The organism is Enterobacter sp. Taxon_8, assembly GCF_058354585.1.
This window is the reverse complement of record NZ_CM177989.1, coordinates 89,385-102,312: the sequence shown is the minus strand read 5'-3', so window position 1 is coordinate 102,312 and position 12,928 is coordinate 89,385. Positions and strand designations below refer to the sequence as shown.

9 protein-coding genes are annotated in these 12,928 nt (G+C 58.7%); 7 read left to right on the top strand and 2 right to left on the bottom strand.

Going from position 1 to position 12,928, the window contains the following annotated elements; genetic code table 11:
• Positions 1-25 precede the first annotated feature (25 nt).
• Genes gmk through recG form a run of 5 tightly spaced genes read left to right on the top strand, consistent with a single transcriptional unit; the run spans position 26 to position 5,892 of the window.
• The gene (gmk, locus tag AC4IBF_RS00455; RefSeq protein ID WP_010426438.1) at positions 26-649 is read left to right on the top strand and encodes a guanylate kinase; all 624 of its coding nucleotides are present in this window, start codon (positions 26-28) and stop codon (positions 647-649) included.
• A 54-nt stretch (positions 650-703) separates the two neighbouring features.
• The gene (gene rpoZ / locus AC4IBF_RS00450) at positions 704-979 is read left to right on the top strand and encodes a DNA-directed RNA polymerase subunit omega (protein ID WP_000135058.1); all 276 of its coding nucleotides are present in this window, start codon (positions 704-706) and stop codon (positions 977-979) included.
• A 19-nt stretch (positions 980-998) separates the two neighbouring features.
• On the top strand, positions 999-3,113 hold the full coding sequence (gene spoT / locus AC4IBF_RS00445; protein WP_111964293.1) for a bifunctional GTP diphosphokinase/guanosine-3',5'-bis pyrophosphate 3'-pyrophosphohydrolase: 2,115 nt from the start codon (positions 999-1,001) through the stop codon (positions 3,111-3,113).
• Positions 3,114-3,117: 4 nt separating this feature from the next.
• The gene (gene trmH / locus AC4IBF_RS00440; RefSeq protein ID WP_252093536.1) at positions 3,118-3,807 is read left to right on the top strand and encodes a tRNA (guanosine(18)-2'-O)-methyltransferase TrmH; all 690 of its coding nucleotides are present in this window, start codon (positions 3,118-3,120) and stop codon (positions 3,805-3,807) included.
• Positions 3,808-3,810: 3 nt separating this feature from the next.
• Positions 3,811-5,892: an ATP-dependent DNA helicase RecG gene (recG, locus tag AC4IBF_RS00435; protein WP_252093535.1), complete on the top strand. Its 2,082-nt coding sequence runs from the start codon at positions 3,811-3,813 to the stop codon at positions 5,890-5,892.
• Between the two features lie 2 nt (positions 5,893-5,894).
• Here recG and gltS read toward each other — a convergent pair whose 3' ends face one another.
• Positions 5,895-7,097, bottom strand: a complete 1,203-nt coding sequence (gene gltS / locus AC4IBF_RS00430) for a sodium/glutamate symporter (RefSeq protein WP_133293503.1) — start codon at positions 7,095-7,097, stop codon at positions 5,895-5,897.
• 225 nt (positions 7,098-7,322) lie between these two features.
• On the opposite strand from gltS, the gene xanP reads away from it, so the two are divergent.
• Together xanP and AC4IBF_RS00420 are read left to right on the top strand one after the other, a co-directional pair.
• Entirely contained in the window at positions 7,323-8,714 is a 1,392-nt protein-coding gene (gene xanP / locus AC4IBF_RS00425; RefSeq protein ID WP_127729084.1) for a xanthine/proton symporter XanP, read from the top strand.
• A 119-nt stretch (positions 8,715-8,833) separates the two neighbouring features.
• The gene (locus AC4IBF_RS00420) at positions 8,834-10,537 is read left to right on the top strand and encodes an AsmA family protein (RefSeq protein ID WP_348942522.1); all 1,704 of its coding nucleotides are present in this window, start codon (positions 8,834-8,836) and stop codon (positions 10,535-10,537) included.
• 60 nt (positions 10,538-10,597) lie between these two features.
• On the opposite strand, the gene yicI is transcribed toward AC4IBF_RS00420, so the two are convergent.
• On the bottom strand, positions 10,598-12,916 hold the full coding sequence (yicI, locus tag AC4IBF_RS00415) for an alpha-xylosidase (protein WP_350587641.1): 2,319 nt from the start codon (positions 12,914-12,916) through the stop codon (positions 10,598-10,600).
• Between the last annotated feature and the right edge of the window lie 12 nt (positions 12,917-12,928).

The following is a 12,928-nucleotide window of genomic DNA, read 5'->3' as shown; positions in this document are numbered from 1 at the left end:
TCGTTAACACATACAAAAGACTCTCATGGCTCAAGGCACGCTTTATATTGTTTCTGCCCCTAGCGGCGCGGGTAAATCCAGCCTTATTCAGGCACTGTTAAAAACCCAACCGTTGTACGACACACAGGTTTCTGTTTCTCATACCACGCGAGCGCCGCGTCCGGGTGAAGTGCACGGTGAACACTATTTCTTTGTGGATCACGACGAATTCAGAGCGATGATCGGCAGAGACGCGTTTCTTGAACACGCTGAAGTATTTGGTAATTACTACGGTACCTCGCGTGAAACCATTGAGCAGGTTCTGGCCACGGGCGTGAATGTGTTCCTGGATATCGACTGGCAGGGCGCGCAGCAAATTCGCAAGAAAATGCCTGACTCCCGCAGTATCTTTATTTTACCGCCATCGAAAGATGAGCTGGATCGCCGCCTGCGTGGGCGCGGCCAGGACAGCGAAGAAGTGATCGCAAAGCGTATGGAACAGGCTGTTGCAGAAATGAGCCATTACGCGGAATATGATTACCTAATTGTGAATGATGATTTTGATGCCGCGCTGAGCGATCTCAAAACCATTCTTCGTGCAGAACGTCTGCGTATGAGCCGCCAGAAGCAGCGACATGACGCATTAATCACCAAACTGTTGGCAGACTGAACCCACTTTCAGTATCATGCCCAGTCATTTCTTCACCTGTGGAGCATTTTAAGTATGGCACGCGTAACTGTTCAGGACGCTGTAGAGAAAATTGGTAACCGTTTTGACCTGGTGCTGGTCGCCGCGCGTCGCGCTCGTCAGATGCAGGTAGGCGGTAAAGATCCGCTGGTACCGGAAGAAAACGATAAAACCACCGTTATTGCACTTCGCGAAATCGAAGAAGGTCTGATCAACAACCAGATCCTCGACGTGCGTGAGCGCCAGGAGCAGCAAGAGCAGGAAGCCGCAGAACTGCAGGCCGTAACCGCTATTGCTGAAGGTCGTCGTTAATTAAACCTGCGGGTCGCCCTTGTATCTGTTTGAAAGCCTGAATCAACTGATTCAAACCTACCTGCCTGAAGACCAGATTAAGCGTCTTCAGCAGGCGTATCTCGTTGCACGTGACGCTCACGAGGGCCAGACACGTTCAAGCGGTGAACCCTATATCACGCACCCGGTAGCGGTGGCCTGTATTCTGGCCGAGATGAAACTCGACTACGAAACGCTGATGGCCGCTCTGCTGCATGACGTGATCGAAGATACCCCTGCCACTTATCAGGACATGGAACAGCTGTTTGGCAAAAGCGTTGCCGAACTGGTGGAAGGGGTCTCTAAGCTTGATAAGCTGAATTTCCGCGACAAGAAAGAGGCGCAAGCCGAAAACTTCCGCAAGATGATTATGGCGATGGTGCAGGATATCCGCGTCATTCTCATCAAACTCGCTGACCGTACCCACAACATGCGCACGCTGGGCTCACTTCGTCCGGATAAACGTCGCCGCATTGCCCGTGAAACCCTCGAAATTTACAGCCCGCTGGCGCACCGTTTAGGTATTCACCACATTAAAACCGAGCTGGAAGAGCTGGGTTTTGAAGCGTTGTACCCGAACCGCTATCGCGTGATTAAAGAGGTGGTGAAAGCCGCACGCGGTAACCGTAAAGAGATGATTCAAAAAATCCTCTCTGAAATCGAAGGGCGCTTGCAGGAAGCGGGAATTCCGTGCCGCGTTAGCGGTCGCGAGAAACACCTGTACTCCATCTACTGCAAAATGGTGCTCAAAGAGCAGCGTTTTCACTCGATCATGGATATCTACGCCTTCCGCGTGATCGTCCATGACTCGGACACCTGTTATCGCGTGCTGGGGCAGATGCACAGCCTCTACAAGCCGCGTCCGGGGCGCATGAAAGATTATATCGCCATTCCAAAAGCGAACGGCTATCAATCTTTGCACACCTCGATGATCGGGCCGCACGGCGTGCCTGTTGAGGTGCAAATTCGCACCGAAGACATGGACCAGATGGCAGAGATGGGTGTAGCCGCACACTGGGCCTATAAAGAGCACGGCGGCGAAAGCAGTACGACCGCACAAATCCGCGCCCAGCGCTGGATGCAGAGCCTGCTGGAACTTCAGCAGAGTGCGGGCAGCTCGTTTGAATTTATCGAGAGCGTTAAATCCGATCTCTTCCCGGATGAGATTTACGTTTTCACCCCAGAAGGTCGCATTGTCGAACTGCCTGCGGGCGCAACGCCGGTCGACTTCGCTTACGCCGTGCATACCGATATCGGGCATGCCTGCGTCGGCGCGCGCGTCGACAGACAGCCTTATCCGCTGTCTCAGCCGCTCTCCAGCGGCCAGACGGTAGAAATTATTACCGCGCCGGGCGCACGTCCGAACGCGGCCTGGTTGAACTTTGTCGTAAGCTCCAAAGCACGCGCCAAAATTCGCCAGCTGCTGAAAAACCTCAAGCGTGATGATTCCGTCAGTCTGGGACGTCGGCTGCTCAACCACGCGTTGGGCGGTAGCCGTAAGCTGGCTGAGATCCCACCGGAGCATATCCAGCGCGAACTCGACCGAATGAAGCTCACGTCTCTGGACGATCTGCTGGCGGAAATTGGTCTGGGCAACGCCATGAGCGTCGTAGTAGCGAAAAACTTGCAGCAGGGCGAAGCGACACCTTCTGCTCCAGGCGCATCTGGCCATGCTCATTTGCCGATTAAAGGCGCGGACGGGGTACTGATCACCTTCGCAAAATGTTGCCGCCCAATTCCTGGCGACCCGATTATTGCGCACGTCAGCCCGGGCAAAGGGCTGGTTATCCACCATGAATCCTGTCGTAACATTCGCGGCTACCAGAAAGAAGCCGAGAAGTTTATGGCGGTCGAGTGGGATAAAGAGACCGCGCAGGAATTTATCACCGAAATTAAGGTGGATATGTTCAACCACCAGGGTGCCCTGGCGAACCTGACGGCAGCGATCAACACGGCCTCTTCCAACATTCAGAGTCTGAATACGGAAGAAAAAGATGGCCGCGTTTATAGCGCCTTTATTCGTCTGACCGCCCGCGACCGCGTACATCTGGCGAATATTATGCGCAAGATCCGCGTCATGCCGGACGTGATTAAAGTCACCCGAAACCGAAACTAGGTTTATGAATTCACAACGTTATGCACGTATCTGCGAAATGCTCGCCAGGCGTCAGCCTGACCTGACGGTCTGCATGGAGCAGGTGCATAAACCTCATAACGTCTCTGCCATCGTCCGTACCGCAGATGCTGTCGGTGTGCATGAAGTGCACACCGTCTGGCCGGACGGCCGTATGCGAAATACGGTCTCAGCGGCGGCAGGCAGCAACAGCTGGGTGTCCGTCAAAAATCATCACACCATTGGCGAAGCCGTATCGCACCTGAAAGGGCGCGGGATGCAGATCCTTGCCACTAACCTGTCCGCTAAAGCCGTAGATTTCCGCGAGATCGACTACACCCGCCCGACCTGCATTTTAATGGGTCAGGAGAAAACCGGGATCTCCCAGGAAGCGCTGGATCTGGCGGATCGGGACATCATCATTCCGATGATCGGCATGGTCCAGTCTCTCAACGTCTCCGTGGCGTCCGCGCTCATTCTTTATGAAGCGCAGCGCCAGCGTCAGAACGCGGGGATGTACGAGCGCAGCAACAGCATGCTGCCGGAAGATGAACAGCAGCGCCTGCTGTTTGAAGGTGGTTATCCGGTGCTGGCTCGCGTTGCGAAGCAGAAAAAATTGCCTTACCCCCACGTCAACGCGCAGGGCGAAATTGAAGCCGATGCCGAGTGGTGGGCCACCATGCAGTACGCCGGGTAAGCGATGAAAGGCCGCCTGCTGGATGCCATCCCGCTTAACAGCCTGACGGGCGTGGGCGCGGCGCAAAGCAATAAGCTGGCGAAAATTGGCCTGCACACCGTGCAGGATCTCCTGCTTCACCTCCCCCTGCGTTACGAAGACCGCACCCAGCTCTATAAGATTGGCGATCTCCTTCCCGCCATTTACGCCACCGTTGAAGGCGAAGTACTGAATTGCAATATCACCTTCGGCGGACGCCGGATGATGACCTGCCAGATCAGCGACGGCACCGGCATTCTTACCATGCGTTTTTTCAACTTCAGCGCGGCGATGAAAAACAGCCTGGCGACGGGCCGCAGGGTGCTGGCCTATGGTGAAGCCAAACGCGGGAAATACGGCGCAGAGATGATCCACCCGGAGTACCGCGTGCAGGGCGATCTCAGCACGCCGGAGCTGCAGGAGACGCTCACCCCGGTTTACCCGACGACCGAAGGCATCAAGCAGGCGACGCTGCGTAAGCTCACCGATCAGGCGCTGGAGCTGCTGGATACCTGCGCCATTACCGAGCTGCTGCCGCCCGAGCTGGCGCAGGGCATGATGAGCCTGCCCGAGGCGCTGCGAACCCTGCACCGTCCGCCGCCAACGCTGCAGCTCAGCGATTTAGAAAGCGGCAAACACCCCGCCCAACAGCGTCTTATCCTTGAGGAATTACTGGCGCATAACCTGAGCATGCTGGCGCTTCGTGCGGGCGCGCAGCGCTTCCACGCTCAGCCCTTAAGCCAGAATGATGCGCTCAAAGATAAGCTGCTGGCCTCTCTGCCGTTTAAACCCACCGGCGCGCAGGCGCGCGTCACCGCTGAGATTGAACGCGATATGGCGCTCGACGTGCCGATGATGCGCCTGGTGCAGGGCGATGTAGGGTCCGGTAAAACGCTGGTTGCCGCGCTGGCAGCCCTGCGCGCGATTGCCCACGGTAAACAGGTCGCGCTTATGGCGCCGACCGAGCTGCTGGCTGAACAGCACGCCAACAATTTCCGCGCCTGGTTCGCGCCGCTGGGGATTGAAGTGGGCTGGCTTGCCGGGAAGCAAAAAGGCAAAGCGCGACTTGCGCAGCAGGAAGCCATCGCCAGCGGGCAGGTGCAGATGATTGTCGGCACGCACGCTATCTTCCAGGAGCAGGTGCAGTTCAGCGGCCTTGCGCTGGTGATTATCGATGAACAACACCGCTTTGGCGTCCATCAGCGTCTGGCGCTGTGGGAAAAAGGCCTTCAACAGGGCTTCCACCCGCATCAGCTGATCATGACCGCTACGCCGATCCCGCGCACCCTGGCAATGACCGCCTACGCCGATCTGGATACCTCCACTATCGACGAACTGCCGCCGGGGCGGACGCCGGTGACGACGGTCGCGATTCCTGACACGCGTCGCAGCGATATTATTGACCGCGTGCGCAACGCCTGCACCCACGAAGGACGTCAGGCCTACTGGGTCTGTACGCTGATCGAGGAGTCTGAACTGCTGGAAGCGCAGGCTGCCGAAGCCACGTGGGAAGAACTCAAGCTGGCGCTGCCGGAGCTGAACGTGGGTCTGGTTCACGGACGCATGAAGCCCGCTGAAAAACAGTCGGTGATGCAGTCGTTTAAGCAGGGCGAGCTGCATTTGCTGGTCGCCACGACGGTCATTGAAGTGGGCGTGGACGTCCCGAACTCCAGCCTGATGATTATCGAAAACCCGGAGCGCCTGGGCCTTGCCCAGCTCCACCAACTGCGCGGGCGCGTTGGCCGCGGCGCGGTAGCCTCCCACTGCGTCCTGCTCTACAAAGCCCCGCTCTCGAAAACCGCCCAGATGCGGTTGCAGGTGCTGCGCGACAGCAACGACGGTTTTGTGATTGCGCAAAAAGACCTGGAGATCCGCGGCCCGGGCGAACTGCTGGGCACGCGCCAGACGGGGAACGCGGAATTCAAAGTGGCGGATTTGCTGCGCGATCAGGCTATGATCCCGGAAGTTCAGCGCCTTGCGCGCCACATTCATGAACGCTACCCCGAACAGGCGGCAGCGTTAATTGAGCGCTGGATGCCGGAAACCGAGCGGTATTCCAACGCCTGATTTCACGCAAACATCGGCAGCATCAGGTATAGCTTGATCACCAGCGCGTTGACGATATCAATAAAGAACGCCCCGACCATCGGGACCACCAGAAACGCCATGTGCGATGGCCCGAACCGTTCTGTGATCGCCTGCATGTTAGCGATAGCCGTTGGGGTTGCCCCCAGACCAAACCCGCAGTGACCCGCCGCCAGCACCGCCGCATCGTAGTTTTTGCCCATCATGCGCCAGGTGACGAACATAGCGTACAGCGCCATAAACAGGGTTTGCACTGCCAGAATCGCCACCATCGGCAGCGCCAGCGAGGCCAGCTCCCACAGCTTGAGGCTCATTAGCGCCATCGCCAGGAACAGCGACAGGCAGACGTTGCCGAGCACCGACACCGCCCTTTCAAACACGCGGTAGAAGCCCATCAGCGCCAGACCGTTGCTCAGGATCACCCCGATAAACAGCACGCAAACAAACGTCGGCAGCTCAAACGCTGAGCCCGCCAGCCATTGCGCAACCACTTTGCCCACGGTCAGGCAGATGGCGATCGTCGCGATGGTTTCAATCAGCACCAGCGAGGTGATACTGCGCCCAACGTCCGGCTTTTCAAAGGCGGTAGGCACCAGCTCATCGTCCGGCCTGCCGTCCGGCGTGGTAGAGTGCTTCACAAGATAACGCGCCACCGGGCCGCCAATCAGGCCACCCAGCACCAGGCCAAAGGTGGCACAGGCCATCGCTACTTCCGTCGCGTTTTCAAAGCCGTAGCGTTCGATGAATAGCTTGCTCCACGCGGCCCCGGTTCCGTGACCGCCCGAAAGGGTAATCGACCCCGCCAGCAGCCCCATCAGCGGATCCAGCCCCAGCAGCGTCGCCATGCCGATGCCAATGGCGTTTTGCATCAGCAGCAGCCCCACCACCACAATCAGGAATACGCCGAGCACCTTACCGCCCGAGCGCAGGCTCGCCAGGTTGGCATTCAGGCCAATGGTGGCAAAGAAGGCCAGCATCAGCGGGTCTTTCAGGGACATATCAAAATCGATTTCCCAGCCCAGGCTTTTTTTCAGCACCAGCAGGGCCAGCGCTACCAGCAGGCCGCCGGCGACGGGTTCAGGAATGGTGTACTTTTTCAGAAGGGAAACGCTATGTACCAGCTTACGACCAAGCAGTAAGACCAGCGTTGCGGCAACAAGGGTCGACAACGTATCGAGATGAATCATAGAAGGCTCCTTTTTTGCGCGTGTTCCATACACACGCGGCGTTATCCTGGGCCGGTTTGCGCTCTTCATGAGCCCCCGGCGCAAAAAGTGTAATTTTTTTTCCCGATGCGTTGTAGAAAACCTGCTCACAGCGGCAGAATTTCTTGCCTTTTTTTGCTGGCAATCGTTTGCTTTTACCAGGTGGTCAGATAAAATGCCCGCTTTTCCACCGTGGGATTGCCGCCGATGTCCGTTAACACCATAGAGTCGCCTGATGCGCAACCGATTGCGCCGAAGCAAAATAGCGAACTGATTTACCGCCTTGAAGACCGCCCGCCGCTGCCGCAAACGCTTTTCGCTGCCTGCCAGCATCTTCTGGCTATGTTTGTTGCGGTGATCACTCCGGCGCTGCTGATTTGCCAGGCGCTCGGCTTACCGGCGCAGGACACGCAGCACATTATCAGCATGTCTCTTTTCGCCTCCGGCGTGGCCTCGATTATTCAAATTAAAGCGTGGGGTCCGGTGGGGTCGGGTTTGTTGTCGATTCAGGGCACAAGCTTTAACTTCGTGGCACCGCTGATCATGGGCGGTACGGCCCTGAAAACCGGCGGTGCGGATGTTCCGACCATGATGGCGGCGCTGTTCGGCACGCTGATGCTGGCCAGCTGTACGGAGATGGTGATCTCCCGCGTTCTGCATCTGGCTCGCCGCGTTATCACCCCGCTGGTTTCCGGCGTCGTCGTGATGATTATCGGCCTGTCGCTGATTCAGGTGGGCCTTACCTCCATCGGCGGCGGCTATGCCGCGATGAGCGACCATACCTTCGGCGCGCCGAAAAACCTGCTGCTGGCAGGCGTCGTGCTGGCGATCATTATTCTGCTTAACCGTCAGCGTAACCCTTACCTGCGCGTCGCCTCCCTGGTGATCGCCATGGCGGCGGGTTATCTGCTGGCGTGGGCGCTGGGCATGCTGCCGGAGAACACCGCGCCGACCAACAGCGCGCTGATCGTCGTCCCCACGCCTTTGTACTACGGTCTGGGCATTGACTGGGGTCTGCTCCTGCCGCTGATGCTGGTCTTTATGATCACCTCTCTGGAAACCATCGGCGACATCACCGCTACCTCAGACGTCTCCGAGCAGCCGGTGTCCGGCCCGCTGTACATGAAGCGACTGAAAGGCGGCGTTCTGGCGAACGGTCTGAACTCGTTTGTCTCTGCGGTATTCAACACCTTCCCGAACTCCTGCTTCGGTCAAAACAACGGCGTCATCCAGCTGACCGGCGTGGCCAGCCGCTACGTCGGTTTTGTAGTAGCGCTGATGCTGATCGTCCTCGGCCTGTTCCCGGCGGTAAGCGGCTTTGTGCAGCACATCCCTGAGCCGGTGCTGGGCGGCGCAACGCTGGTAATGTTCGGGACTATCGCAGCTTCCGGCGTGCGTATCGTCTCCCGCGAACCACTGAACCGCCGCGCGATCATGATTATCGCGCTGTCGCTGGCCGTTGGTCTGGGCGTTTCCCAGCAGCCGCTGATCCTGCAGTTCGCCCCTGACTGGGTGAAAAACCTGCTCTCTTCCGGCATTGCTGCGGGCGGTATCACCGCTATCGTGCTGAACCTCGTTTTCCCGCCTGAGAAAAATTGATTTCTCTCACGGCAGGCAGTCAATGCCTGCCGTGACATCGAATTACACCATTCCCGCCTTGAGGATTGCGCATAAATCGTGCATAACTCCCTTATGTGCGTTTTGCGGGATGGAAGACCATGAAATTTATTGGAAAGCTCCTCATCTATCTTCTTGTAGCCCTGCTCATTGTGCTGCTGGCGTTCTACATTCTGCTCCAGACCCGCTGGGGCGCGTCTCAGGTCAGCAGCTGGGTAACGGTGAATACCGACTACGAACTCAGTTTCGACAAGATGAATCACCGCTTTTCGTCGCCTTCCCACATTATTCTGGAAAACGTCACCTTCGGTCGGGACGGTAAACCCGCCACGCTGGTAGCCAAAAAAGTCGATATTGGCCTGAGCAGCCGTCAGATAACCGATCCGCTGCACATGGACACCATCACCCTCTTCGACGGCACGCTGAATCTCTCGCCGCAGACGGCGCCGCTGCCTTTCCAGGCGGATCGCCTGCAGCTTAACAACATGGCGTTTAACAGCCCGAATACCGAATGGGATTTGAGCGCGCAGAAGGTCACGGGCGGCGTCAGCCCGTGGCAGCCGGAAGCGGGCAACGTGCTGGGGAACAACGCGCAGATTCAGATGAGCGCGGGCTCGCTGACCCTGAACGGCGTACCGGCCACCAACGTGCTAATCGAGGGCCAGCTTAACGGCAAGGAGGTGGTGCTGAAAACGATTGGCGCCGACATGGCTCGTGGCTCACTCACCGGCTCCGCCCTGCGCAACGCCGACGGGAGCTGGATTATCGACACCATGCGCCTCAACGAGATCCGCCTGCAGAGCGATAAAACGCTGACGGCGTTCTTCGCGCCGCTGGGCACCATTCCCTCTTTGCAGATTGGTCGTCTGGACGTGACCGACGCCCGGCTTCAGGGCCCGGACTGGGCTGTGACCGATCTCGACTTAAGCCTGCGCAACCTGACTCTGAGCAAAGGTGACTGGCAGAGCCAGGAAGGTCGTCTGTCCATGAACGCCAGCGAGTTTATCTACGGCTCGCTGCATCTTTTCGACCCGATCCTGAATGCGGAGTTTTCCCCGCAGGGCATGGCGCTGCGTCAGTTCACCTCCCGCTGGGAGGGCGGCATGGTACGCACCTCGGGCAACTGGCTACGCGACGGTAAAGCGCTGGTTCTGGACGATGTTGCCATCGCTGGACTGGAGTACACCCTGCCGCAGAACTGGAAAACATTGTGGATGGAGCCTCTGCCGGAATGGCTGAACAGCGTCACGCTGCAAAAATTCGGCCTGAGCCGTAACCTGGTGATCGACATCGATCCCGCCTTCCCCTGGCAGATCACCTCTCTGGACGGCTATGGCGCAAACCTGCAGCTGGTGAAAGATCGCCAGTGGGGCGTCTGGGGCGGGAGCGCAACCCTGAACGGCGCGGCGGCGACCTTTAACCGCGTCGACGTGCGCCGCCCGTCGCTGGCGCTGAATGCCAACGCCGCCACGGTGAACATTACCGACCTGAGCGCGTTTACCGAAAAAGGCATTCTGGAAGCCACGGCGACCGTTTCACAACTCCCGCAGCGGCAGACCACGGTAAGCCTGAACGGGCGCGGCGTACCGCTCAACGTACTGCAGCAGTGGGGCTGGCCTGCTCTGCCGATTACGGGCGACGGCAATATTCAGCTCACCGCCAGCGGCAGCGTGCAGGCGAATGCCCCGCTGAAGCCGACGGTGAATGGGAAGCTGAGCGCGGTTAATATGGATAAGCAGCAGGTGCAGCAGACGATGACGGGCGGGGTGGTTTCAACACCACCCTCACCCCAGCCCTCTCCCTGAAAGGGAGAGGGAGCAAACCATTCCCTCGCCCCTTTGGGGAGAGGGTTAGGGTGAGGGGAATTAAAGGTGAACAACCACCTCATCGCCCTCCGCTTTCACCACCACGCCCCACTCGCTGCCCGCATGCGAACCGCCCTTCACGCCGCTCACCTTCTGCACGTTGCGCAAGCACACCGACCAGTTTTGCGCGTCTCCCGCGCCGGTAAAGGTCACGATGTCGCCCCGACGTGACGCCTTCAGCGTAAACGCCACGGAGCCGTCCGCCACAGGCACTTCGCTCACCGCCGTTGCGCCATCGTCCAGGTTAAACAGCTGGAAGGCCGTTCCCTCGTGCCACGCATAGTCCGGCTTCTGGTTATTGTTGCCTAGCGCAAGCAGCGTGTTGTCGCGCACGTAGACCGGCAGGCTCATGAAACCGTGCTGCTGCTTATGCCAGCGGCTGCCCTGAATTTCGTCGTTGTGCCACAGGTGCGTCCAGCGTCCTTCCGGCAGGTAGAACTGCACGTCGCCCGCCTCGGAGAACACCGGCGCGACCATCACCGAATCCCCCAGCATGTACTGGCGGTCGAGGTAATCGCACGCCGGATCGTCCGGAAATTCCAGCATCATCGCGCGCAGCATCGGCGTGCCGAACTCGCGGGCCAGCGCCGCCTGACGATACAGGTACGGCATCAGCTGGCACTTCAGCTGGGTGAAGTGGCGCACCACGTCGCAGGACTCGTCATCGTATGCCCACGGCACGCGGTAGGATTTGCTGCCGTGCAGGCGGCTGTGGCTGGAGAACAGCCCGAACGCGCACCAGCGCTTGTAGACGTGCGCCGGGGCGGTGTTTTCGAACCCGCCGATATCGTGGCTCCAGAACCCAAAGCCGGACAGACCAATCGACAGCCCGCCGCGCAGGCTTTCGGCCATCGACTCATAGTTGGCGTAGCAGTCGCCGCCCCAGTGAACCGGGAACTGTTGCGCACCCACGGACGCGGAGCGTGCAAACAGCACCGCCTCTTCTTCACTCACCGTCTCTTTCAACACGTTCCACACCAGTTCGTTGTAGATGTAGGCGTAGTGGTTGTGCATCTTCTGCGGATCGGACCCGTCGAACCACTGCACGTCGGTCGGGATACGCTCGCCGAAGTCGGTCTTGAAGCAGTCGACGCCGATCTCCACCAGGCCTTTCAGCCTGTCGGCATACCACCGGCACGCGTCCGGATTGGTGAAGTCATAAATCGCCAGCCCCGGCTGCCATTTGTCCCACTGCCACAGGGAGCCGTCCGGGCGCCTGAGCAGGTAGCCCTTCTCTTTCAGCTCCCGGAAGATGGGGGATTTCTGGCCGATGTACGGGTTGATCCACACGCAGACCTTCAGCCCTTTCTCTTTCAGGCGGCGGATCATCCCTTCCGGATCCGGGAAGGTCACCGGGTCCCACTCGAAGTCGCACCACTGGAAGGCCTTCATCCAGAAGCAGTCGAAGTGGAACACGTGCAGCGGCAGATCGCGCTCGGCCATGCCGTCGATAAAGCTGTTCACCGTCGCTTCGTCGTAGTTGGTGGTGAACGAGGTGGTCAGCCACAGGCCGAACGACCACGCAGGCGGCAGCGCCGGACGCCCGGTGAACTGCGTATAGCGGTTTAATACCTCTTTTGGCGTCGGGCCGTCGATCACGAAGTACTCGAGATATTCCCCCTCCACGCTGAACTGCACTTTGGAGACCTTCTCGGAGCCAACTTCAAACGAGACGTTCTCGGGATGATTCACCAGCACGCCGTAGCCGCGGTTGGTCAGGTAGAACGGGATATTTTTGTAGGACTGCTCGGTGCTGGTGCCGCCGTCGCGGTTCCAGGTTTCGACCGTCTGGCCGTTGCGCACCAGCGCGGTAAAGCGCTCGCCCAGGCCGTAGACCGTTTCGCCCACGCCCAGATCCAGACGTTCGAACACGTAATTGCGATCGGTGTTGCTGTCCTGCACGTAGCCGTTGTTTTTCAGCTGGCTGCCGGTAATGCGCTGGCCGTTGCGCAGGAAATCCAGCGCCCAGAACTCACCTTTGGTGACGCGCGCGCTGACGCTTCCGCTTTTAAGCTCGGCAAAATCGGCGTTGTTTTCAATCTCTACCTTCACGTCTTTCAGAACGTTCAGCGGATAGTGCGGGCCGTTGTTCAGCGCGCCCTGGAAATGTTCGATGCGCACCCCGATAATCCCTTCCTGCGGGGCAAACAGGCGCACCGTGAACATCAACGTGTCGAGCTGCCAGGTACGCTCGCGCACGTCGCGCGGCGCAACAAACACCACCAGGTCGTTGCCCTGCTGCTCCACGTCGAACACCTGAACCGGATACGTCACGTTCAGGCCCGGTTGAATAAGCCAGTTTCCATCACTGATTTTCATGCTTTCGTCCTC